The 23284-nt window shown below is 70.2% G+C and carries 18 protein-coding genes; 13 read left to right on the top strand and 5 right to left on the bottom strand.

Annotated elements, in window-relative coordinates; all coding sequences use genetic code 11:
* Positions 1-6: 6 nt before the first annotated feature.
* The 5 genes from PGH47_RS30955 to PGH47_RS30975 all read left to right on the top strand — a co-directional run bounded on the left by PGH47_RS30955 (position 7) and on the right by PGH47_RS30975 (position 6741).
* Complete coding sequence (locus tag PGH47_RS30955) at positions 7-300, top strand: DUF503 domain-containing protein (protein WP_030944944.1); 294 nt, start codon at positions 7-9, stop codon at positions 298-300.
* Positions 301-332: 32 nt separating this feature from the next.
* Entirely contained in the window at positions 333-779 is a 447-nt protein-coding gene (rbfA, locus tag PGH47_RS30960) for a 30S ribosome-binding factor RbfA (RefSeq protein ID WP_030955213.1), read from the top strand.
* Positions 776-1681 (top strand): tRNA pseudouridine(55) synthase TruB, encoded by a 906-nt coding sequence (gene truB, locus PGH47_RS30965; RefSeq protein WP_271666106.1) that lies wholly within the window; start codon positions 776-778, stop codon positions 1679-1681. The genes rbfA and truB overlap by 4 nt, the downstream gene beginning before the upstream one ends.
* 274 nt (positions 1682-1955) lie before the next feature.
* Positions 1956-5648, top strand: a complete 3693-nt coding sequence (locus PGH47_RS30970; RefSeq protein ID WP_271666107.1) for a trypsin-like peptidase domain-containing protein — start codon at positions 1956-1958, stop codon at positions 5646-5648.
* A 145-nt stretch (positions 5649-5793) separates the two neighbouring features.
* On the top strand, positions 5794-6741 hold the full coding sequence (locus tag PGH47_RS30975; protein ID WP_271666108.1) for a bifunctional riboflavin kinase/FAD synthetase: 948 nt from the start codon (positions 5794-5796) through the stop codon (positions 6739-6741).
* Between the two features lie 106 nt (positions 6742-6847).
* On the opposite strand, the gene PGH47_RS30980 is transcribed toward PGH47_RS30975, so the two are convergent.
* From PGH47_RS30980 to eccE, 3 genes are all read right to left on the bottom strand, one after another.
* Positions 6848-10249 carry an SCO5717 family growth-regulating ATPase gene (locus PGH47_RS30980; RefSeq protein ID WP_443048571.1) on the bottom strand — a complete coding sequence of 1134 codons (3402 nt, stop codon included), beginning with the start codon at positions 10247-10249 and terminating at the stop codon, positions 6848-6850.
* 256 nt (positions 10250-10505) lie between these two features.
* Entirely contained in the window at positions 10506-11342 is an 837-nt protein-coding gene (locus tag PGH47_RS30990; RefSeq protein WP_093747449.1) for a hypothetical protein, read from the bottom strand.
* Positions 11342-12661: a type VII secretion protein EccE gene (gene eccE, locus PGH47_RS30995; RefSeq protein ID WP_271666109.1), complete on the bottom strand. Its 1320-nt coding sequence runs from the start codon at positions 12659-12661 to the stop codon at positions 11342-11344. Before eccE ends, PGH47_RS30990 begins: the two co-directional genes overlap by 1 nt.
* Before the next feature lie 408 nt (positions 12662-13069).
* Here eccE and eccB point away from each other — a divergent pair, with 408 nt between their 5' ends.
* The 8 genes from eccB to PGH47_RS31035 all read left to right on the top strand — a co-directional run bounded on the left by eccB (position 13070) and on the right by PGH47_RS31035 (position 21848).
* Positions 13070-14650 carry a type VII secretion protein EccB gene (gene eccB / locus PGH47_RS31000; RefSeq protein ID WP_271666110.1) on the top strand — a complete coding sequence of 527 codons (1581 nt, stop codon included), beginning with the start codon at positions 13070-13072 and terminating at the stop codon, positions 14648-14650.
* 253 nt (positions 14651-14903) lie between these two features.
* Positions 14904-15215, top strand: a complete 312-nt coding sequence (locus tag PGH47_RS31005; RefSeq protein ID WP_030943862.1) for a WXG100 family type VII secretion target — start codon at positions 14904-14906, stop codon at positions 15213-15215.
* 153 nt (positions 15216-15368) lie between these two features.
* Positions 15369-15653: a WXG100 family type VII secretion target gene (locus PGH47_RS31010; RefSeq protein WP_030943852.1), complete on the top strand. Its 285-nt coding sequence runs from the start codon at positions 15369-15371 to the stop codon at positions 15651-15653.
* A 231-nt stretch (positions 15654-15884) separates the two neighbouring features.
* Positions 15885-17261, top strand: coding sequence for a type VII secretion-associated serine protease mycosin (gene mycP, locus PGH47_RS31015; protein ID WP_271666111.1), 1377 nt, complete (start codon positions 15885-15887; stop codon positions 17259-17261).
* A gap of 91 nt (positions 17262-17352) precedes the next feature.
* Positions 17353-17685, top strand: coding sequence for a hypothetical protein (locus PGH47_RS31020; protein WP_143064869.1), 333 nt, complete (start codon positions 17353-17355; stop codon positions 17683-17685).
* Positions 17686-17727: 42 nt separating this feature from the next.
* Positions 17728-19266: a WXG100 family type VII secretion target gene (locus PGH47_RS31025; protein WP_271666112.1), complete on the top strand. Its 1539-nt coding sequence runs from the start codon at positions 17728-17730 to the stop codon at positions 19264-19266.
* Between the two features lie 120 nt (positions 19267-19386).
* Positions 19387-20688 (top strand): S8 family serine peptidase, encoded by a 1302-nt coding sequence (locus PGH47_RS31030; protein ID WP_271668191.1) that lies wholly within the window; start codon positions 19387-19389, stop codon positions 20686-20688.
* A gap of 575 nt (positions 20689-21263) precedes the next feature.
* Positions 21264-21848: a hypothetical protein gene (locus PGH47_RS31035; RefSeq protein ID WP_271666113.1), complete on the top strand. Its 585-nt coding sequence runs from the start codon at positions 21264-21266 to the stop codon at positions 21846-21848.
* Between the two features lie 29 nt (positions 21849-21877).
* Here the strand turns inward: PGH47_RS31035 and PGH47_RS31040 are convergent, their stop codons facing one another.
* Together PGH47_RS31040 and PGH47_RS31045 are read right to left on the bottom strand one after the other, a co-directional pair.
* The gene (locus PGH47_RS31040) at positions 21878-22534 is read right to left on the bottom strand and encodes a hypothetical protein (protein WP_271666114.1); all 657 of its coding nucleotides are present in this window, start codon (positions 22532-22534) and stop codon (positions 21878-21880) included.
* Between the two features lie 35 nt (positions 22535-22569).
* Positions 22570-23274, bottom strand: a complete 705-nt coding sequence (locus PGH47_RS31045) for a hypothetical protein (protein ID WP_271666115.1) — start codon at positions 23272-23274, stop codon at positions 22570-22572.
* Positions 23275-23284 lie beyond the last annotated feature (10 nt).

The raw sequence follows: 23284 nt of genomic DNA on the forward strand, positions 1-23284 counted from the left end.
ACACACATGTATGTGGGGACTCTGTCCTTCGACCTTCTCCTCGGCGACGTCCACTCGCTCAAGGAGAAACGCTCTCTCGTCCGTCCGATCGTGGCCGAGCTCCAGCGCAAGTACGCGGTGAGCGTGGCGGAGACGGGCAACCAGAACCTCCATCGCAGGGCCGAGATCGGGCTCGCGATGGTCTCCGGGGACACGGGACACCTCTCCGACGTACTGGACCGCTGCGAGCGGCTGGTCGCCGGGCGGCCCGAGGTGGAACTGCTCTCGGTTCGACGCAGGCTCCACAGCGACGAAGACTGAAGCAAGAAGTAAGCACTTAAGGAGACGGACCAGTGGCCGACAACGCGCGCGCCAAGAGGCTGGCGGACCTCATCCGAGAGGTGGTGGCCCAGAAGCTGCAGCGCGGGATCAAGGACCCGCGGCTCGGCTCGCACGTCACCATCACGGACACCCGCGTCACGGGTGACCTGCGGGAGGCGACCGTCTTCTACACGGTGTACGGGGACGACGAGGAGCGGGCGGCCGCGGCCGCCGGTCTGGAGAGCGCCAAGGGCGTGCTCCGCTCCGCCGTCGGTGCGGCGGCCGGTGTGAAGTTCACGCCGACGCTCACCTTCGTGGCCGACGCCCTGCCGGACAACGCCCGCACCATCGAGGACCTCCTCGACAAGGCGCGCCAGTCCGACGCGAAGGTGCGCGAGGTCTCGGCCGGCGCCGCCTACGCCGGTGAGGCGGACCCGTACAAGAAGCCGGGTGAGGACGAGGACGACGCCGCCGAATGACCGAGAAGAACCGGACGCCCGACGGGCTTGTCATCGTCGACAAGCCGTCGGGCTTCACCTCGCACGACGTGGTCGCCAAGATGCGCGGCATCGCGCGCACCCGTCGCGTCGGGCACGCGGGCACCCTGGACCCCATGGCGACGGGCGTGCTCGTCCTCGGCGTCGAGCGGGCCACCAAGCTGCTCGGTCACCTCGCGCTGACCGAGAAGGAGTACCTGGGCACCGTCCGCCTGGGCCAGAACACCGTCACCGATGACGCCGAGGGCGAGATCACGGGGTCCACCGACGCCTCGAAGGTCACCCGCGACGCCATCGACGCCGGGATCGCCAAGCTGACCGGCGACATCATGCAGGTGCCGTCCAAGGTCAGCGCCATCAAGATCGACGGGGTGCGCTCCTACAAGCGGGCACGGGAGGGCGAGGAGTTCGAGATCCCGGCCCGCCCGGTCACGATCTCGTCCTTCGCCGTGTACGACGTCCGGGAGGCCGTCGCCGACGACGGCACCGCGGTCCTCGACCTGGTCGTCTCGGTGGTCTGCTCCTCGGGCACGTACATCCGGGCCCTCGCCCGGGACCTCGGCGCCGACCTGGGCGTCGGAGGCCACCTCACGGCGCTGCGCCGCACCCGCGTCGGGCCCTACAAGCTGGACTCCGCCAAGACGCTGGACCAGCTTCAGCAGGAGCTCACGGTGCTGCCGATCGCCGAGGCCGCCGCCGCTGCCTTCCCGCGCTGGGACGTGGACGGCCGACGTGCCCGGCTGCTCACCAACGGAGTGCGCCTCGACATGCCCGACGAGTACGCGGGCTCCGGGCCGGTGGCCGTCTTCGACCCCGAGGGGCGCTTCCTCGCGCTCGTCGAGGAGCAGAAGGGCAAGGCCAAGAGCCTGGCCGTGTTCGGCTGAGGCCCCCGCTCCTTCGAGAGCCTGCCCGTGGAGCGGCGGTCACGGGGTCGTCCTCTGCCCGCCGCTCCACGGTCCCCCCTCGGTTCCCCCACCTCTAGGGTGTATCCAACGACCCCCGCCTATTCACCCGTCCGGGCAGGCGCTCGGAGTGAACCGAGGGAGCGGAAGGGGGCGCGTTCGCCACGTGATCTATGCCGCTGATCATCGGGCCCCTACCGTCGGGAAAAGGACGGGGGCAGATCAGCGAACGGGCGCGGCGCGGGGAGGTTCGACAATGGCGGGACGGGGCCCCCGGGCGGGCGACGCCCACCGGACGTCGGAGGGTACACGGCACGAGGACCGCTGGGCCGAGAGGGACGACGGCACGCAGGACGCGCGCCGCCCCGATTCCCGCGACGACGCCCTGGTCCGCATCCACGACCTGGCCGGCCGGCCTCGGGGCCTCGGCTTCGTGGCCGATCACCACGGCACCGTCGTCACCAGCCACGAGGCCGTCGACGGTCTGCCCCGGCTGGTCCTGCTCGCAGCGGGCGGCGACCGCAGCTGTGTGGTGTCGGCGAGCGCGGTGACCTCGTTGCCCGAACTGGACCTGGCCCTCGTGCGCACCGAGGGACTGGGCGTGGACCCCTTGCCGGTGACCGGGCGCGAACGTATCGAGTGCGGCGCGTACGTGCGGATCGCAGCCGGTGGCTGGCGGGAGGCCAGGGTCCTGGGCACGACGTCCGCGACCTATACGGCGACGGACCGCGTCCATCTTCTCGGCCACGCCCTGGAGTTGGCGGTCGGGACGGCGGGACGGGACGCGCTGCGCCTCGGTGGCGGCGCTGCCGGAGGGCCCGTGCTCGACGCCGGGACCGGCGCCGTCGTCGGTGTCCTCGGCACCGCCCTGCAGTCCGGCCAGCGCGACGCCGGATTCGCCGTACCGCTGTGCCCGCCTCCGGACGGGCCGCTGGCCGACCTGCTCGCCGAGAACGCCGCTACGGTGCCCGCGTACGGCACCGACCTGAACCTCGCGGGCGTACTGGAACTGACGGCCACCTCCGTCGGGCAGGACGGCCCGCCCGGGACGCTGGCGGGCTATGTGGGCCGGGCGGATGCCGGGGGAGCGGGAGCCGCGGACCCGGTCGAACGGGCCGCCACGGCTCGGGAGTTCGACGCCTTCGCCGAGAGCCGTGCCTCGGTGCTGGCCCTGGTCGGGCCGCCGGGCAGCGGCCGTACGACGGAACTCGCGGCTCTCGCCGCCCGCCGCAACCGCGGACCGAGCCCCGCTCCCACGCTCTGGCTGCGCGGCGCCGACCTCAGGGACGAGGACGCGTCCGTGGCCGCCGCCGCGCGCAGGGCGCTGGCCCGGGCCGCCCGTATCGTGGCCGCCCCGTCCGACCTCTCCACCCTCGGCGACACGACCCCGGAGCGCCTGGCCCGGCTCGCCCTCGACACCGGCCGCCCGCTCCTGCTGCTCCTGGACGGCCCCGAGGAAATGCCTCCCGTACTGGCCCACCGGCTCACGGACTGGACCGACGGCACGGCCCAGTGGCTGCGGGAGACGGGCGCACGACTGATGGTGGCGTGCCGGGCGGAGTACTGGGAGACGGCGGGGGCGGAGTTCCCGGGGGAGATGCTGTACGAGGGCCGACACGAGGCGGAGCCTGAGATCCTCTCAGCCCGTCCGGCGTTCGAGGACGAGGCCGTTCAGGCCGATGGAGGTCCGGGGGCGGGGCCCCTGGGCGGGGCCGAAGGGGCGGCAGCCCCTGGGGATGGGACGGGTAGGGGCGGCGGGGGCGAGACAACCCCCCGGTTCCCGGCGTGCGTACGGCTCGCCGACCTCACCCCGGACGAGGCCCGCCAGGCACGCGCCCGTTACGGCATCCCGGAAGGTGCTCTAGCCGAACCCGACGCCCGCCACCCCCTCACCCTGCGCCTGCTCTCCGAGGTCCGCGCCGCCCTCCCCGGCACACCCGCCCCACCCGCCGCCGACCGGGACGACGTCCTCTCCGCGTACCTCGACCTCATGTGCCTGCGCATCGCCGTCCGTCTCGCCGCCGAGAACGGCCTGCGCGGCACCGCCGTGCGCCGCCTCGCCGCGAAGGTCTCCGGGCAGGTCCACGAGGCCGCCCGCCGCAGCCTCGGACCCGGCCAGGGCGAACTGGACCGGGCGTCCTTCGAAGCCGTGTTCCCCTGGGGTCCCGCCCCCGCGTGGCTCGGCGGCGGCACCGGCTGGGCGTCCGCCGTCCTCACCGAGGGCCTCCTGGTCCCCGCAGGCAACGGCTACCGCTTCGCCCACGAGGAATTCGCCGACTGGATCCAGGGCATGCACCTCGACCTCGACGAGGCCCTGCACGCCCTGGTCCACCGCCACCGCACCCACCCCGGCGCCACGCACCCCCTCCCCGTGCCGCGCCACCGGATCGGCCCCGTCGTCCAGGCCCTCCTGCTGATCCCGCGATACCACGGCACGTGTCAACTCTCCTGCCGACTGGAGGAGTTGACGCATGCGCTGGACGCCGACCGGCACTCCTGGTGGGCCGCCCGGCTGATCACCGAGACCCTGCTGCGGGTCCCCGACGCGACGCCGTACCTGGACGTGCTGCACCTGCTCACCGACCGGCTCGTGACCTGGCGCCGCCATCACCGGTCCGTGTCCCGCGAGTTCGGCCCGCACTTCTGGACCGCGCTGCCGCTCCCGGAGAGCGAGCGGCTCGACCTGCTGCGCCGCCTCGTCCTCGCCGACGGCCCGCCGACCGACGCCGACGATCCCGGCCACCCCCGGTACCTCGACGCCGTGGCCCGGCTCCTCGCCGCCGACCCCACCGCCGTACAACGCCTTCTCACGTGCTGGTTCGACGACGACCGTCCGCTGCCCGCGACCCCGCACGCGACCGTCGCGTGCGCCGCGCAGGCCCTGTTGCACACGCACCGGCACCGCGCACTGGACGACCTCACCGAGACGCTCGTGGACAGCGCGCACCGCAAGGCCGACGAACTCCTCGCCGTGCTGTCCGAGGACGAGACGTCCGCCGTCTGCCGGGCCGTCGACCGCTGGGCCCACGACGAGCGGCCCGCGCGCCGGGTCGCCGCGGTGGCGTACGGGCTGCGGGTCGCCCCGCACGTCCGGAGCGAGGCGGACCTGGAGCTGCTGCGCTACGCCGCCCTCGCCCTGCTCGCCCGCCCCGACGACTGCACCCTGCACGGCGGCGCGCTCGCCCTTCTCGTACGGGATCCGCGCACGCGTGCCCGTCATCTCCCGCAGGCGCTCGCGCACTTCGCGGCGGCCGACCCGCAGTTCCCGGCCAGCGCCCTGGTCGCCGCCCTGGCCACCCACACCGAACCGGTCCTCGAAGCCTTCCGGGCCCGGCTGCACCGGCCGGGTGCCGGGGACGCGCTGCGCACCCTCGCCGACGTCACCACACCCGCCCTCGCCCGCCGGGTCGCCGCCCTCGTCCAGGAGGCCGTGGAGCGGCAGCCGGGGACCGCGGCCGACATGGCGGCCTACGTCGACCGGCGCCTTGACCAGGGCCCGAGCGCCCGTGCCGTACTCCTCCCGCTGGTCACCGGCCTGCTCGACGGCGGTGCCGAACACGTACGGGCCGCCCTCGCCGCCGTACTCGCCACCCCCGGCACGGCCGCGTCCCGTCCGCTCCGCCGCGAGCTGCGCGAATTCCTCCTCGCCCACGAACGCGCACCCGTCGTGCTGGACGCCTTCCTGCACGCGACCGTCCAGGAGGGCGCGGAGCGGCCGGACGACGATCTGCGCGGCCTGGTCCACCACACCGGCCTGCTGCTCGTCCGCACCCCGGACGGCGCGGCCCGCTTCGACCGCGGCCTGGTCGACCTGGGCCGGCACGTCCCGGGCTTCGCCGTACGGGTCGCCGGCTGGCTGACCGACACCCCGCAGGACTGGTCGGCCGTGGTGGGCCCCAGTACCCGGCGCATGATCGAGAACCTGGCCGGTGTGCGGGTCCCCGCCTGACCACCGCCACGGCACGTGCACCCCGTCACAGCGTCCATGCCGATGCGGGCGGGGAGCCCCCGGCATGGCACCCTTAGACCTGCGTAAGACCGTATGAGCAAAGACGGACACGGGTTCGACGAGTTTGCGACAAGGAGCAGGCACAGTGCAGCGCTGGCGTGGCTTGGAGGACATCCCCCAGGACTGGGGGCGCAGCGTCGTCACCATCGGCTCCTACGACGGAGTCCACCGCGGGCACCAGCTGATCATCAGGCATGCCGTGGACCGCGCCCGTGAGCTGGGAGTTCCCGCGGTAGTCGTCACCTTCGACCCGCACCCCAGCGAGGTCGTGCGCCCCGGCAGCCACCCGCCCCTGCTCGCCCCGCACCACCGCCGTGCCGATCTGATGGGCGAGCTGGGCGTGGACGCGGTGCTGATCCTGCCCTTCACGACCGAGTTCTCGAAGCTGTCGCCGGCCGACTTTGTCGTCAAGGTCCTGGTCGACAAGCTGCACGCCAAGGCGGTCGTCGAGGGCCCGAACTTCCGTTTCGGCCACCGCGCGGCGGGCAATGTGGAGTTCCTCGCCGAGCAGGGCAAGGTCTACGACTTCGAGGTCGAGGTCGTCGATCTGTACGTGACCGGCGAGGCGGGCGGCGGCGAGCCGTTCTCCTCCACGCTGACCCGGCGCCTGGTCGCCGAGGGCGATGTCGCAGGCGCCGCCGAGATCCTCGGCCGCCCGCACCGTGTGGAGGGCGTCGTCGTACGCGGTGCCCAGCGGGGCCGTGAGCTCGGCTTCCCGACCGCCAACGTCGAGACGCTGCCGCACACCGCCATCCCCGCCGACGGCGTCTACGCCGGCTGGCTGCACGCCCAGGGCGAGATCATGCCGGCCGCGATCTCCGTCGGCACGAACCCGCAGTTCGACGGCACCGAGCGCACGGTGGAGGCGTACGCCATCGACCGCGTCGGGCTCGACCTGTACGGCCTGCACGTGGCGGTGGACTTCCTCGCCTATGTGCGCGGCCAGGAGAAGTTCGAGTCGCTGGACGCGCTGCTGAAGGCGATGGCGAAGGACGTGCAGCGCTGCCGGGAACTGATCGAGAACGCCACCTGACAGGTACGGCGGGGCCTGACAGGTACGGCGGGCACGACTTCCACGCCTGATACGACGAAGGGCCGGCACCGCGGGGTGCCGGCCCTTTCGTGTTGTCGCACGTCCGCTACTGCTGGGTCCAGCCCGGCGGTACGGAGCCCTGCTGACCCTGCTGGCCCTGTTGCGGATCCTGCGGGGGCGCCTGCTGCTGCCAGCCCTGGCCCGGCGCGGGCTGCTGCGGGGCCTGCTGTCCCCAGCCCTGACCGGGCTGCGGGGCGCCGCCGGGCTGGGCGTAGGGCTGCTGGGGTTGCTGCGGCGGCTGCTGCTGGGCCGGGTAGCCCTGCTGCGGCTGCTGCTGGTACTGCATGTTCGGGTTGCCGAAGCCCTGCTGGGTGCGGGCGATGTCCTCGGCGATGAGCGCCGCGAGGTCGAAGTAGGCCTCACGGGTCTTGGGACGCATCATGTCGAGGTCCACCTCGGCGCCCGCCGAGAGGTGCTCGTCGAAGGGGATCACGACGACACCGCGGCAACGGGTCTCGAAGTGCGCGACGATGTCCTCGACCTTGATCATCTTGCCCGTCTCGCGGACACCGGAGATCACGGTGACCGAACGCTGGACGAGGTCGGCGAAGCCGTTCGCCGACAGCCAGTCGAGGGTCGTCGAGGCGCTGCTCGCACCGTCCACCGACGGGGTGGAGATGATGATGAGCTGGTCGGCGAGGTCCAGCACACCGCGCATGGCGCTGTAGAGCAGACCGGTACCGGAGTCCGTGAGGATGATCGGGTACTGGCGGCCCAGCACGTCGAGCGCGCTGCGGTAGTCCTGGTCGTTGAACGTGGTGGAGACCGCCGGGTCCACGTCGTTGGCGATGATCTCCAGACCCGAGGGGGCCTGCGAGGTGAAGCGGCGGATGTCCATGTAGCTGTTCAGCTGCGGGATCGCCTGGACCAGGTCACGGATGGTGGCACCGGTCTCGCGCCGCACGCGTCGGCCGAGGGTGCCGGCGTCCGGGTTGGCGTCGATCGCCAGGATCTTGTCCTGCCGCTCGGTGGCGAGGGTCGCGCCCAGCGACATGGTCGTCGTGGTCTTGCCGACGCCGCCCTTGAGGCTGATGACCGCGATCCGGTAGCAGGACATCACCGGCGTACGGATCAGCCCGAGCTTGCGCTCCCGCTCCGCCTGCTCCTTCTTGGCGCCGAGCTTGAAGCGGGACGGGCCCTGGTTGTTCTTGCGGGCCTTCGGCTGGTTGCGCAGCAGACGGTCCGAGGACAGCTCCACCGCGGCGTTGTAGCCGAGCGGGGTGCCGGGCGCCGCTTGCTGCTGCTGGGGCGCACCGGGTCCGGCCTGCGGGCCGGGCGGGGCGCTCCAGCCCTGGTTGCCGTAGGCGGCGGGGTTCTGCTGGGCCGGGTTCTGCTGGGGCTGCGGCTGCGGGGCCTGCTGCTGGGGCTGAGGCTGGGCCGGCGGCTGCGCTTGGGCCTGCGGCTGAGGCTGGGCCTGGGGCTGCTGCTGGGGCGGGTAGCCGTAGCCGGGCTGTGCCTGCTGCTGGGGGTAGCCGTAGCCGTCGGGCTGGGGCTGGGGGTGCGCGGGCTGCTGCGGCTGGGCGGGGTGGGGCTGGCCCGGGTGCTGCTGCGGTTGCGGGGCCTGCTGCTGTGCCTGCTGGGGGTAGCCGTATCCGGGGCCCTGCGGCGGTACGGGCTGCTGCGGGTAGCCGGGCTGCTGCGCCGCCTGGCGCGGGTCGACCGGCGCGGGCTGTCCCGCCTGCGCGGGGTACCCGGGCTGCGGCTGGGCCGGGCCGAACCCGCCCTGCGCCGGGGCCTGCTGGGCGGGCTGACCGGGCTGACCGGGCTGGTCGGGGTGGGGCTGGGGCTGTGCCTGGGGGTAGCCGTAGCCGGGAGCCTGGCCGGCGGCAGCGGCAGCCGCCTGGGGGTCCGGGTGGCCCGCACCCTGCTGCGGGTGCGCGGGCACGAAGCCCTGCGGCAGCGGAGGGAGTCCCTGGCCGGTCTGCTGCTGCGGGGGGACCTGGCCGACGGGCTGCTGCGGCTGCGCCTGGGGCTGCTGCTGCGGCGGCTGCTCGGGGGCCTGGCCGGTGGGCTGCGCCTGCGGCTGCTGAGCCGGCTGCTGCGGGTCCTGGACCGTCGGCGGGGTCGCCGGGGCGGGCGGCGTAGGAGCTGCCTGGGCCTCCGGCTCAGGGTGGGGCTCGGGCTCCGGTTCCGCCGCCGGTGCGGCCTCGGCGTCGGGCTGCGCGGGGGAGTCCGCGTCGGGCTGGACCTGTGCGGGCTCGTCGTCGGCACCGGACACCGACCCGGTGGAGTCGCCCGGCTCCGTCTCGTCGGCGCGCTCCTCCTCCGGCTCGTCGTCATCGGCGCCGCCGAACAGCCGGGCCGCCTCGGCGTCCGCGGCGGCGTGGTTCAGCTCGACCTCGGGCTGCTGCGCCACCGGCGGTACGGGCGTGGGCTGTTCGGGAGCGGGCGCCGGCGCTGCCGGGACGCCGGCCGCCGGAGTGGCGGTCGGGGCCGGGGCGGCGGCCTGGGCGTCGTCGTCGACCGGACGCAGCACCGGGAAGCCGGGCGCGGCGGGGGCGGCCGACGGCGGCTGTACGGGCGCGGGTGCGGCGGGCGGCGGCGTGGGCGTGGCGGGCGGCGGCGTGGCGGCAGCGGCGGGCGGCTGGGCAGGCGTGTGCTGCTGGGGCACACCGAACCCGCCGGATGTGTCCTGGCTCGGCTGGGGCGTGCCGTAGCCACCGGAGGTGTCCTGGCTCGGCTGAGGCGTGCCGAAACCGCCGGACGTGTCCTGGCCCTGCGGCGGCGTGCCGGTCGCGGGCTGCTGGGGATAGCCGTAGCCACCGGAGGTGTCGTGGCCCGGCTGAGGCGTGCCGAAGCCACCCGACGTGTCCTGGCCCTGCGGCGGCGTGCCGGTTGCGGGCTGCTGGGGATAGCCGTAGCCACCGGAGGTGTCGTGGCCCGGCTGAGGCGTGCCGAAGCCACCCGACGTGTCCTGGCCCTGCTGCGGCGTACCGGTAGCGGGCTGCTGCGGGTAGCCGTAACCGCCGGAGGTGTCCTGACCGGGCTGAGGCGCGGCGAAGCCACCCGACGTGTCCTGGCCCTGCTGCGGCGTACCGGTAGCGGGCTGCTGCGGGTAGCCGTAGCCGCCGGCCGCGGGGGACTGCTGCTGCGGGAAGCCGTAACCGCCCTGCTGGCCCACGGGCGTGCCCTGGGCCGGGGTGGGCTGGGCGGGCTGCTGCGACGGGACGCCGAAGTTCTGGGGCTGCGCCGGTGCGGGAGTTCCCGGCGGCCCCTGTGCCGGGACGCCGGGCGGCCCGTTGGGGGTGCCGACGGGTGGTCCGGACGGGGGTGGTGGTGAGCTCTGACCGGCGTCCTGTCCGCCTCCGGAGGAGCCACCCTGCGTGCTTTGGGCGTACCAGGCGGGAGGTGTGTAGACGATTTCGAACTCGCCCGTGAGATCCACCTCGTGATCGTCCCCGTCCGAGGAAGGGCTCCCGCCGTTGTACTCGGACCGATCCCTGTTCACTGCTTGCCTCCTGGTCAGCCACTGCTGCTGAGCTGGTCGTCGTCGCGGCCGGGCGGAACCGAGTGGCGAGTCCCACGCGACTGCGATCGTCACCGCACCACCAGAAGCCTAATCACTCGCATGGCGCTACGGAAAAGCCCCCATGGGCGCGGACGGTATAGCCCCGGGTGCCTGGACGGAAGAGCCTGCTGGGTGTGGGCGGAACGCCCCCTGGGCGCGGCGCAGTTCGCACTCCGCGCCCGTCGACGACAACGGTTCAGTCCATGCGGCGGGCCACACCGAGCAGGCCCGTCTCGGCATCCGTGGGCTCGGTCATCACGAATTTCTGGTGCTTGCGGGTGCACCACAGGGCGACCCCGTCGTGCAGGGTCGGCAGGTGCTGGAGCTGGTCCTCGGGAATGCCCAGCGTGTCCCGTACGGCCTCGGTCTCGTAGGGCGAAATGCGCTGAATACCCACGAGATGGGCCTGCGAGAGCCAGCGGGGCGCGTGCTCGCTGACAAAGGGGAGCACCGTCACGACGGCCTGCCACGGCACGGACGTCACACGACCGCGCGGCGGACGGATGCCGCAGTCCCGGAACAGCACGACCGGACTCGACACGGACGGACCCTGCGCGGGCACCCGGCCCACCGGGTAGACCGTCACACACTGCTGACCGCCACCCGCCGCCTGGGCCAACTGCTGCCAGGCCTGCGGACGACCGGTCTCGACACCCACGCGCGCGCCCGTCGCGGCGGCCCGCAGCGCCAGCACCTGGGCGAGCCACAGGCCGCCCACGAGCACGACGTCGAAGGGGGTCGGGCGGGACAGCCCGAGCACGGCCGGGTGCGACTCGGGGTCGGTGCCGATGATCACGCCGTCGTCCCCGAGCGGCATGCTGATCGCCGCTAGCTCGTCGGCGGTGACGACATGGCGGTTGCGGCGCGGGCCGCGCAGGCCGAATCCGGGGCTGAAGATGCGGCGTTGCTGCTGCGGCTCCGGCTGGCGGATGATCGGGATCATGCCGGTGTCGGTGGGCGAGGCCACGTGGGCCGGCGGGCGTGCGGGGTTACGGCCCTGCTGTCCCGGCGCGGTCGGTGCGGGGTGGGACATCAGTACGTACCTCCGAGCGGCAGAGTGGCGAGGGCTCCGGGGACCTGCTCGCGGTCGAGACGGACCAGGCCGACCTTCGAGGCACTCGCGGCCCGCTCCAACTCCCGTCCCACCTGGCCGAGTTCGTCATCGCCGCGGGCGGTGACGCGGATGTGGCCGGTGAGGGAGACACCGCGGTTGCCGGCCTTGCTCAGGGTCATGCTGAACGTCGTGGCGAGCACCGGCAGCGAGGTGAACCGCGTCACCAGCTCCGGCAGCGAGGCACCGCCGCTGCCCAACTGCGGCCAGCGGGACACCCAGTACGTGGTGTGCCACCGGTCGTCGACCCGCCAGGTGCGTACCGCCTCGACCGTACGGCGCTGGGTCCGGCCGTCCTGCCCGTGCTGCGCGTTGGCGCGCGGGTTGAGGCAGCTGGAGGTCGCGAGGGCCTGCACGAGCTCGGTCTCGTCCAGGAGCGTCGCCTTGAACCCGGCACCGGCCAGCCGGCTCGTCAACTGGTCGGCCACGCGCAGCAGTGCGCGCTGCGCGCCGGGAACGCCGTCACCGCGGGCCTGTACGGCCTCCGGGGACAGCTCCGGGTCGAGCTTGAGGGCGACCCAGGTGAGCCGTAGCGCGGGCGAACCGGCCTGCGTCTGAAGGGGGCCGTACGAACGCGCGGCGAGCGACTGCTGCGGCAGGTGCGGGGCGGGCGCGGGCTGCGTGTGCTGCACGACCTGCGCGGAGGCGAGGCGAATCCCGTCGACCTCCAGCGCGTCCTGGATGAGCCGCAACGGCAGTTGACGCCCGGCGGCCCCGGGACGCAGCGGCTGGTCGGCCGGCTGGACGAAGAGGACGGCGGTCAGGAAGGTGCCGTCGCCGATCATGCCGATGGAGCGGTCGTCACGTGAGACGAAGGAGTACGTCCGCAGCGCGGGGTCGCACTCCACGACCGGCGCCAGCATCGCGTCGGTGCCGGGCGGGACGGGCAGCTTGGCGTCACGCTTGCGCTGCCGCAGCGCGCGCGTCGTGTCGTACCACTCGGGCAGCGGGCGGCGGCCGCGGCGCAGAACCGCCATCAGGAGCAGCAGCGCCGCCACGGCACCGGCCGGAGCCAGCAGCCAGGAGGTGTCGGCGGCCCAGGCGACCAGCATGACCGCGGCCGCGAGCTCCACCAGGATCAGCTGCTGCAGCCGCACCGGGCCGAGACCGCCCGGGCGGGGCAGGGTGCGCGGCGACGCGGCGGCGGGGGCGGCGGGAGCGGGCGACGTACGTCTGCCGTTCGGCCCTCCCTGTTGCTGCTGTGCGCGGCGTCCGCGCCGAGTGCTCGTAGCGCTGGTCATCCCCCGGGACATCCCTTTCGCGAAGTATGGCCGTACGTAGGCGAGATCCTCTGTCCGGGATCCCGGCGACGGGCCAGGGGCACCGATGGCCCACAACATCCATGCGAGTGGCTCACGGTACCCGTTGCGGAACGCGAGGCGACACAGGGGACACCGAAACCCCAGGTGGTCCAGCCTGTCATGGACCGGGTTCGCCTGGTGGAGCGCAGTGGTGAAGCTCTGTGAAGATGCGGGGACGGCCGCGCACCTGATGAATCCCGCTCGCGCGGCGCAGGGCATAGTAGGTGCCTGCGCGACGCGCGCGACCGCATGAGCACGGTCGGGTCATCACAAACGCGATCGAGTGCCGCGAACCGCCGCGGAGTACCGCATCGCGATCGAGCATCACAAACGGGAGAAACGGGGACCATGGCAAAGCAGCGTCGGGATGAGCTCGCCGCCTACACCTTCGCTCGCAAGCGCACCGTCGCGGCGTTCCTCGCGCCGTCGCCCGGTGGCTCGGAGGAGGGCGCGCCGCGTCCGGTCCGTACGGTGATGCCCAGCCTCGCGGTGGGTGTGGTGCTGGTGATCGGCTTCATCGCATGGGGCGTCATCAAGCCCACCGCGCCCAAGGGTTGGGACACCCCGGGCGAGTACATCATCGTGGACAGCGACTCCACGACGCGCTACGTCGTCCTCGACCCGAACCCGAAGGACGGCAAGGTGGAGAAGGTCCTCCACCCCGTCCTCAACTACGCCTCAGCCAAGCTCCTGCTCGACAAGGGCAAGGGCACCGTCCTCGAGGTCCCCGGCAAGGAGATCGACAAGAGCGGCATCCGGCACGGCGCGACGATCGGCATCCCGTACGCCCCCGACCGGCTGCCCTCCAAGGAGGACGCGGAGAAGGCCAAGACCTGGGCGGTGTGCGAGCGTCCGGCGCCGGGTTCGGAGGGGTCCATCGACCGCGCGGTCTTCGTCTTCGACTCCGACGACGCCAAGTCGCTCGGGAACTCGGGGAAGGTCGACCCGCTCGAGGCCCTTTACGTCAAGGACACCAAGACCTCGCGTGAGTACCTGGTCGACGGCAAGGGCAACCGGTTCCGGATGGGCGGCAAGTCGGGCCTCGACGAAGTCGCCATGGAGCAGCTGCGTTCCGCCGTCATCGGAAGCAGCACCACGGCCAAACCGCAGCCGGTGAGCCAGGAGTGGCTGAGCACCCTCAACGAGGGTGAGGACATCGACTTCCCGACGGTCCCGTTCGCCGGCGCCGCGACCTCGGTCCAGGGGCTCTCCGGCGTGAGCACGGTCGGCCAGGTGCTGCGCGCCCGCGACGCGCAGACCGACGAGTTCTACGTCGTCCTCAAGGACGAGGTCGCCTCCATCACGCCCTTCCTCGCCGCCCTGCTGGTCGCCCACGACGGGACCGCCCCGGTCAAGGCCGGCACCCCGGACATCATCAAGGCCAACGGCGGCCCGGCGGAGAGCTTCTACAAGGACAACGGCTGGCCCCAGGTCGTGCCGAAGCAGGCCAACTCCCAGGCCACGGCCTCCGGTGACGCCCGCGACACCTCGTGCAGCGTCTACACGGGCGAGTTCGGCACGGACAAGAAGCCGCAACTGGCCGCGTGGGCCGGAACGAACTACCCCAAGAAGGTCATCAGCGATTCGCTGAGCGCCTATGTGTCCTCCGGTTCGGGCCTGCTCTTCCAGGAGGTCGCCGGTACGGCCGCGGGCGGCGGCGCGCAGTACCTGCTGACGGACACGGGCCTGCGGTACTCCCTGCCTTCGACCAACGACAGCGAGGCGGAGAACGGCGACTCCGGCTCGTCCTCGGACTCGTCCGACGGCGGCTCGTCGCAGAACGGGCCGAGCGAGACCGACAAGGCGCGCACGCGGCTCGGCTACGAGGACCTGTCCAGCCCGTCGATCGTGCCCCAGACGTGGGCCACCTTCATCCCGAAGGGCCCGACGCTGGACACCACGAGCGCGACGCAGCCGCAGAGCCAGTGACACGCGCCGCCCGCCGGCCCTGCGGTCATCGCCTCGATGGCCAACGGGCCGGTGGGCAAAGGCACTTGAAAGTAAGACGATGCACGGGTCACAGGATCGTCGCCCAAGTGTGTGAGCCGTGTAACTGATTGGCCTTGCCTGTGGTTGAGTGACAGGCTGACGATAGAGTGTTTGCAGCGCTCAAGCGTGCGAAGTACCTCCGGGCACCGGAACCAGGTTTCCCGGACAACGACGACATGGGGGAAGGTTCATCATGGCCGGCCAGTTCCGGGTAACAGAGGACGAACTCACCAAGCTCTCCGGTGACATCAGCACCGTGAACGGGTCGCTGCAGGGCGAGATCCGCCGCCTCAACGGAGTGATCGACCAGATCGCCGGCGGCTGGAAGGGTCAGGCGGCCCAGTCGTACCGCCAGCTGCAGGACCGTTGGAACGCCGACGCGAAGCGGATGAGCGACATCCTCAACGACATCAAGGAAGCCGTGGACTCCACGCGGAGCAACTACTCCGCGTCGGAAGAGCAGCAGAACTCCGAGATCAGCAAGATCATGTCGGACTTCGGCTGATCGAGCCGACCGGAATCCAGCGGAACCCTCCGGGCCTGACCGGAACTCTCCGGGCCTGACCGGAGTCAAGCGGTTCCGCCTGATTCTGTCTGATCCAGTCGATCCCGACTGAATCCACTGACTTCCCACGACTCTTCCTGAAAGGGAACGACGATGTCGATCCTCGTCAATTACGCAACGATCACCAACGCGTCCACGGACGTGAAGTCGACCGCCGGCCGTATCAAGCAGCAGCTCGACGACCTCGAGGCCGCCGTCAAGCGCGTCGCCAACTCCTGGGAGGGTGAGGCGCAGGAGGGCTACCAGCGCAAGCAGCGCGAGTGGGACCAGACCGCTGCCGACCTGCACGCCACCCTCCTGAAGATCTCCACGGCGCTCCAGAACGCCGCCGAGAACTACCAGGCCACGGAGAAGAGCAACGCCTCGACCTGGGGCTGAGCCCGTCGGCGACCCGAGGGACATGAGATGAAGGGAATCGGCCCAGCGGACGCCAAGGCGACCGCTGGGCCGACCTCTGCTTCGGGGCCGTACACATCTCCTGCGGGGCCGTGCATCCCTCCTGCGGGGGTGCACACAGCAAATCCCGCAAACATTCACACTCGCAGCCACACGTGTGACACCTACATGACCGAGCTTCGAAGGAAGCAAGCAAACCCGGGGGGCCTGAGCATGAAGGGCCTGGACGTGAAGGGCCTGAACGTGAAGGACCGGACAGCCCGTTCGCGTAGCCGCATCGGCCGCAACAGTGGAACCCGCGCACTCCAGCGGGTTCTCGGCGTGCTCGCGGTGACCGGGGTCTGCCTGGCGTCGGCACCGCCGGTGTCCGCGACGCCGGCAGCCTTCCGCCTGACCGACACGGGCGCACCCGGCTCCGACGAGAGCCCGGACTTCGGCCTGGCGGACAGCACGGAGTGCGTCTTCGGCGGCGACGTCATCAAGTCCACGCCGTGGTCGCTCCAGCGGATCCTGCTGGACCAGCTGTGGGCACAGGCGAAGGGCAAGGGCGTCAAGGTCGCCGTCATCGACACCGGCGTCGACGCCTCCAACCAACAGCTGCGCAGCGCAGTGGCGGACGGCAAGACGTTCGTCGACGGCGCGGCCAACAAGGACATCGAAGGCCACGGCACAAGGGTCGCGGGCATCATCGCCGCGCGCCCGCTCAAGGGCACGGGCTTCGTGGGCATCGCGCCGGAGGCCACGATCCTCTCCTACCGCTACACGGGCGGCAAGGAGAAGCAGGGCAACTCGGGGACGATGACCTCCGCGATCAAGGCCGCGGTGGCCGCGGGTGCGAAGATCATCAACATCTCCTCGGACACCGCGAACCGCAAGGACAACGGTCCCCTGCGGGACGCCGTCGCGGCCGCCGTGGCCTCGGGCGCCCTCATCATCGCCGCCGCCGGCAACGACGGCGCCGACGGCAAGTCCGCGGACACGTACCCGGCCTCGTACCCGGGCGTCCTGGCGGTGGCCGCCTCCGACCGCAACGACGAACGCGCCTTCTTCTCACAGTCGGGCGACTTCGTCGACGTCGCGGCACCGGGCGTCGGCATGGTCTCGACGGTCCCGACGGACGGCCAGTGCACCGCCGACGGCACGAGCTTCGCGGCGCCGTACGTCGCGGGCGTCGCGGCACTGCTGAAGGAAAAGTACCCGGACTGGAGCGCGGCCCAGATCGCCACGCGCATCCAGGAAACGGCCCAGCGGCCGGGGCGTGGCCCCAACCGCTACATCGGCTGGGGCGTCGTCGACCCGGTCGCGGCCCTGTCCGACGGCTCCACGCCCGCCGAGTCGCCGAAGCCGGACCCGCCGGTCGAGGCCGGCTCGGGCGGCGTCGTCCCCATGGCCGTCACCATGGGTGAGACCGAGGCGGAACGGGAACGCCGGGTCGCAATCTACGTCCTGGGAACGGGACTTGCGCTCGCCCTTGTGGTTGCGGGGAGCGGGGTGGCTGTGCGGGACTGGCGTAGCCGACGCGTCACGACGTCGGGCCGATCCGGCGCATCCGGCCGCTCCGGGCGGACCGGTCAGGGGCCTGGGCGATGACGGCGACGACAGCGACGACAGCGACGATGGTGTGGCGCGGGCACCGAGTGGGTGCTGACAACTTGAGAAACAGGGGAGAGGACAACGGGGTATGAGTAACGGAATGCGGGTCGATCTGAGCCAGCTGGATGACGTCATCCGCAAGCTCAACGGCCTTCTGTCGGACATGGACAAGGCCAATACGAAGGCCAAGTACGAGACGGACATCCCGAGCACGGCCTTCGGCAGCATGAAGTTCCTGGAGTCCAACGAACTTCACAGCGCGCACCAGGACCAGAAGACGAGAATCGAAAAGATCATCAAGGATCTGCACCAGCTGATCGATGATTTCGGCAAGAGCACCTCGAAGGTCAGGGACAAGTACAGCAACCAGGAGCAGGCGAATGCGCAAGGTGTGAGTGCTGCTCCGGGCGCAGCCAACTAAGCCGTTCAGCGACTGGTCACTGACAGAGGGGACGTTTCAACCATGGCCTACGGCGGTTACTACCAGAGCCCTGAGTACTACGAGGCTCAGGAGAAGGCACGACAGCAGCGGATCCAGGACAAGCACGACGGGAAGCTCGAGTCGCTTCCCAACGGCGGTATGGGCGGTCCGGACCGGAGCAAGCTCGACACGCCCTTCATGAAGATGAGCATTCCTGACCTGCGCGCCATGATCCTGGACGCGGATCCCAACCGGATCTACGAGGTCAGCCAGCACTGGAAGTCGATCCACAACATCCTGTCCGGCGGCGACGGCGACGGAAAGAGTGGTGGCGTCGACTCGGTGTCCGCGAAGGACAGCGTCGCGGGCATGATGCAGAGCGCTGTGGAGAACGTCCTCGAGCACTGGGAGGGCGACGCGGCGGAGGCCTTCCGCAAGAAGGCCAACGAGATCATGCAGAACGTCCGCAACGGTGCTGCGTGGGCCAACCACTACGGTGAATCCATGCACGGTGTGCAGAACGATCTGCGCAACTCGATGTCCAAGATGCGCGAGGTCGAGGAGCCCGGGTTCTGGGACAAGGCCTGGGACAAGATGTGGGACGACGAGCGCAGCGACCAGCAGCTGCTGGACGACATCAACAAGGGCGTAAGCACTGACGCCGCACGTCAGGCAAACGCCGACTCTCTGTCTGCGGGCAAGGAAGCGCAGCTGCAGGGGGTGGCGATCATGGAGCAGTTGGCGGTTAATTACAAGGCGTACTCGAGTGGTGCGCGTATTGACGAGAGCAAGACGGATCCCTTCTCGCCTCCCAGCCCGCAAACACCGATGCCCACCCCTATCTCCATGCCCTCTGCTGGTAGTTCGAGCCCCGGTGCGGGCGGAACAACCAAGCCGTGGAGTGCGGGCCCAACTACGGGTGTCAAGCCCGCGCCTACGGTGCCCCGTGACTCGGGCATCACAGGGGGATCGCAGCTTCCGACGGCTAGGACGAAAATTGACAGCATTTCGCCCGGCCTAGCGGGGACAGGCCCTGTCCCGGGTACGGGCGGGGGCATCAGCGGTGGCGGTGGCGGCATCGGCACCGGCGGGGCCCAGGGCCCAGGCATCGTGGCTCCCGGTGGAACATCTGGCCTTGCGGGCGGTGCTGCGGCACGCGGCGGTATTGGAGCTGCGGGCGGTCGTGGAGGAGTGGCCGGTGGTGCGGCAGCTGGCCGTAGTTCCGGAGGCCGCGCGGGTATGGGCGGTATGGGTGGTGGTGCCGGAGCAGGCGCAGCTGGCCGAGGTGGTGCTGGCGCCAGCGGCCGCGGAGCCCTGGCGAAGTCCCGTGGCGGTGTGGTCGGCGCAGCCAAGGGGGTTGGCGGCAAGGGCGCTGGCGGTGGTGCAGGCCTGCACGGCAGCCGCGGGGGAACCCAGCGCGGAGCCATGGCAGGCGGAGCCGGTGGTATGGGCGGTCGCAACGGCCGGAGGTCCGAGGACGAGAACAGCAGGGGCGACCGTCCCGACTACTTGGTCGAGGATGAGGAGACCTGGATCTCGGAAGAGGACCGAAACAGGAACGTACCGCGGACCATCGAGTAAGCACACGAAAGGGCTGGGCGGAGAGCATCGTCTGCCCATAAGAGGGCTGGCGCACCCAGCCGCAGTTGAGTGAGGAGCAAGGAATTGGGTTTCAAGCGAGTCTTGTCCACGACCGGAGTCGTGGGGTTGACGGGGGCCTTGCTCCTCACTTCAGCGCCATTGGCATCCGCTGACCAAGTACGAGACGCTCAATGGCCCCTCAGCGTTTATGACGCTGCAAAGGTATGGAAGACATCGCAAGGGGCTGGAGTTACCGTCGCCGTAATCGATTCAGGTGTCGATGCCAGCCACCCGGATCTGACCGGACAAGTTCTGCCGGGTAGAGATTTCACTGGCGCAGGTAACCCTCACAAGGATACTGACGGGCATGGCACTGGAATGGCTAGTCTCATTGCTGGCCATGGGCATGGAGCAAATAACTCTTCTGGAGTGATGGGTCTCGCGCCGGAGGCGAAGATCCTGCCAGTTCGAACCGGCCAAACGGAGGACAAGCTAGTTACGGAGGATTGGGTTGCGGGCGTTCGCTATGCGGTGGATCAGGGTGCGAAGGTAATCAACCTCTCGCTTAATGACTCGTCGGCCTATCCTGGCTCAAAGGCCGCCAAGGCAATCGCCTACGCGCAGTCCAAAGACGTTGTTGTCGTTGCAGGTGCGGGTAACGATGGAGGCACGGTCAACTATCCTGCTTCCCTGCCCGGTGTGGTGGCTGTGTCTGCGGTGGATCAAGGCCTCAATTTCTGGTCCAAATCAAACACCGGGAATGTCACTGTGGCGGCGCCCGGAGTGGAAACCCCGCAGGCTGACCCAACCAGCAACAGTGGCTACGTGGTGGCCAACGGTACTTCTGGCTCGACTGCTTATGTGTCAGCCATTGTCGCACTCCTCCGTTCCCAATACCCAGACCTAACCGCAGGCCAGATCATTAATCGGCTGATCAAGTCGGCGTCTTTCTTGCAGAATAAAGGTAGGACGGCTCCGGACAAGGAGCTGGGCTACGGAATTGCCCGCCCCGGTACGGCGCTGACGATGAACATCCCTGCGGGTCCCAAGGAGAATCCGCTGGCCAAGGGATCCTCGTCCACGTCCACGAATTCCGCCGCCGGCTCCGACGATAACGACAGCACCAGCCAGGCCAAGAAAAAGAAGAAGTCTTCCTCGGGCGGCATCCTGCTCATCGCCGGCATTGCAGCCGCAGTGCTCGTAGTCGGCGGCATCCTCTTCGTTGTGCTCCGCAGCCGCCGCAACGGCGGCAACGGCGGCCCCGGCTCCGGCGGCGGAACCCCTTCCCAGGGAACCGGCTACCCGCCCCAGCCCTCCACGGGATACCAGCAGTACCCCAACCAGGGCTATCCCACGCCCCCGGGTCAGGCTCCGCAGCACCCCAACCCCTACGCCCAACAGCCTCCGAATCAAGGTCAGTAGGCCAATAGGGCAGTAGGACGGGAGGAGTCGAAATTCATCTCCGTCCATGAGGCAGCTGAAGGCGCATCCGGATCGACTCACGGATGCGCCTGCTTCACGATGGGCCGGCGATGACGAGCTCCCATCGTCTTGAACGCCGAGCGGCGTATGCATATCCAGGTTCCGCGTGATCGTTACGCGGTTTCCTGAATGATGGCCTTGCGTCCGTACTACTGAGTGCGGATATAGGTTAGGTAGCGATCCAGGTAATTAGAACGAGGGGAGCCCATTTCAGTGGGTGCGATTGTGCTCGTGGTTGGTGTAATTGGCTTGGGCGCTGTAATCGGCGCCATCGTCGTCGTCGCCGTACTGCGCAAGCGGGGCAACACAGGCGCTGGCCCACTCAATCCAGGGGCCGGAACGCACCCGCACCCCCAGAACATGAGCTACCCGCCCCAGCAGCCGGGCTACCCGAATGCCCAACCGCCGTACCCGCCGAGCGCCAACCACGGCTACCCCACTCACCCTGCGCAGTCCCCGCAGCCTCCGAACCCCTACACCCAGCAGCCGCCGCATCAGGGTCAGTAGGAATGGGTGTGCGCGTGCAAGACGAGTTCCGCCTTCCGGCACCCGCCTACAGACGCGCCTTTGATCACCCTGAGACTCGGGCTGCCTGGGAGCGTACGAACCGCAAGTTGAAGAGGCGGCGGGCGTTCTGGTGGGTCCTGTGCCTGCCGTCGTTTATCGCCGTCGCCTCTCTCATGAGCCCGGAGTTCGGGGAAACGCTCAACAAGATCGGCGGCATCGCGCTGTTCGCCTGGGTTCTCGCCTATCCGGCCGTTCTCTACATTTGCACCAAGTCGGTGGGCTGCCTCAAGCGCATGCGGCGCGTCCTGGAGGCGCGCCCTTGGCGCTTGATTCCGCAGGCGCACCGGTCCGGCACCACGTACACCCCGGCCGTGCAGCTGCAATATGCGGAGAACGAGAGGCTGACCGGCCTCATGTCCGTGTGGAATCCCGTCAGGACCTATCGCCGCTGGCCCGAGACCATGGAGTACGGCGCCTGGTACGCGGGTGACACATTCAACGCCCGGACCGCCAGCAGCAAGGGGCGCGGGGTCCTGACGCTGCCGGGGCTCGGTGACCTGCTTTCAGTGACGCATCGCACTGGTGATCACTAAGTCTTGAGGTCGCCCTCGGACACGTATCGCTAGAGGATCCTTCGTGCCAGGTCGGCGGCCTGGGCCCGGGTGACGCGGTCCGGGGCCGCCTGATTGCGGGCATGCTCGGTCGCGTCCCAGTCGTCGGGCTGCATGAGGAAGAACGTCCCGCTGCTCGGCACGTAGCCGACCGCGCCAAAGGGCAGATCGCCCGCGATGTACACGCCGTTCTCGATGCCTTCGGGCCAGGGGTTCCGCCAAGGGCCCCGCCGCGGCACCGGGTTCATTCGCATCAGAGGCGATTCCTCGCCCTGATCGGTGTGCAGTGTGAGCGTCATGCTCTTCGGGCGGCCCTTGGTCGCGTCGGCGCCGTCCACCCTGGTGATCTGCGGACAGAAGGTGTCGAAGGAGTATTGCGTCAGCGTCCTGCGGCAGGTGCGGGTGAGGAGCACCGCGAGCGGGATCGTCTTGAGCGTGGCGAGGAGACCGAAGATGCCGATGAGGATCATCGGCCCGCCGATGATGAAGATCCAGGACATGCCGGCGCGGTTCGCCGCCGCACCGAGCGGCGGGACCGCGAAGGCCATGAGCGCGTAGATCAAGGTGTTGCGGATACCGGCCCACCACATCCGGGTGGTCAGCTTTCCGCGCAGCGCGGCGGTGTCCAATGATCCTGGTGCGTGGGTGCCTTGCATGTTGTCCGGCACTGGCTCTCCTGAAGTCCGTCCCAGCCTGGCTGGTGCTATCCGAAGTCGTTCCGCATGACAGCGGCGGCACCGGTCGGCGCCTCTGATCCCTGGGCGGGCCTGCCGTCCGCCGTGGCTCGTTCGGGATCTGTGAAGGTGAGGGTGCGGGAGATCCCGAGCAGTATGTTCCGGTAGTCGTCGGCGGAGTCGAGGTCCGGGATCACCATCTGGAGCACGATGAGTTCGGGCGTGCTCGGTGCGGCCACCGCGACAATGCCCTGCCAGATGTGACTCGGAAGAGTGTCATTCAGCTCCGGCCGACGCGACGACCGCGGGGCGGGCAGCCGCTTCTCGGAGAGGTAGCCGAGGCCGCTCGGCAGTTCCAGCGGTCGGGTTCCCTCGTCCTTGCCGTCCGAGGCGCTGCCCGCGAGGCCGGCCACCACAAGCTTCGGGCTGCCGGACGTCGGTAGTGTCGACACGGTGAACACCGACGTCGTGTAGCCGCCGGCATCGTTGGGATGCATCCCGAGCGCGCACGCTTGTACCCGGTTGGTGTTCAGCTGGTTGACGATGCCCGCGTACAGGCGTAGGGCCCGGTCCGCCTCTTCCCGTTGTCCGTCCGGCAATCCACGGAGTTGGTTGATGACCTCCAGGAGCTGCTCGGTCGGCGGATTGAGGTCCATGGAGATGTAGCCGACGGGCAGCCCGTACCAGAAGGACGGCCTGCGGGTGTCCTGTGGCGTGGTGGTGCTCACGGTCATGCTGTGCCTT

This window comes from Streptomyces sp. HUAS 31 (assembly GCF_028198125.1).
GTDB classification, from domain to species: domain Bacteria; phylum Actinomycetota; class Actinomycetes; order Streptomycetales; family Streptomycetaceae; genus Streptomyces; species Streptomyces chartreusis.

Bases quoted from the DNA above. Each gene is read 5' to 3' on its own strand.
- PGH47_RS30970 (WP_271666107.1), top strand. From the start codon at position 1,956: ATGGCGGGACGGGGCCCCCGGGCGGGCGACGCCCACCGGACGTCGGAG.
- mycP (WP_271666111.1), top strand. From the start codon at position 15,885: ATGAAGGGCCTGGACGTGAAGGGCCTGAACGTGAAGGACCGGACAGCC.
- eccE (WP_271666109.1), bottom strand. From the start codon at position 12,661: ATGACCAGCGCTACGAGCACTCGGCGCGGACGCCGCGCACAGCAGCAA.
- PGH47_RS31025 (WP_271666112.1), top strand. From the start codon at position 17,728: ATGGCCTACGGCGGTTACTACCAGAGCCCTGAGTACTACGAGGCTCAG.
- PGH47_RS31045 (WP_271666115.1), bottom strand. From the start codon at position 23,274: ATGACCGTGAGCACCACCACGCCACAGGACACCCGCAGGCCGTCCTTC.
- PGH47_RS31010 (WP_030943852.1), top strand. From the start codon at position 15,369: ATGTCGATCCTCGTCAATTACGCAACGATCACCAACGCGTCCACGGAC.
- PGH47_RS31005 (WP_030943862.1), top strand. From the start codon at position 14,904: ATGGCCGGCCAGTTCCGGGTAACAGAGGACGAACTCACCAAGCTCTCC.
- PGH47_RS31020 (WP_143064869.1), top strand. From the start codon at position 17,353: ATGAGTAACGGAATGCGGGTCGATCTGAGCCAGCTGGATGACGTCATC.
- PGH47_RS30955 (WP_030944944.1), top strand. From the start codon at position 7: ATGTATGTGGGGACTCTGTCCTTCGACCTTCTCCTCGGCGACGTCCAC.
- eccB (WP_271666110.1), top strand. From the start codon at position 13,070: ATGGCAAAGCAGCGTCGGGATGAGCTCGCCGCCTACACCTTCGCTCGC.
- truB (WP_271666106.1), top strand. From the start codon at position 776: ATGACCGAGAAGAACCGGACGCCCGACGGGCTTGTCATCGTCGACAAG.
- PGH47_RS30990 (WP_093747449.1), bottom strand. From the start codon at position 11,342: ATGTCCCACCCCGCACCGACCGCGCCGGGACAGCAGGGCCGTAACCCC.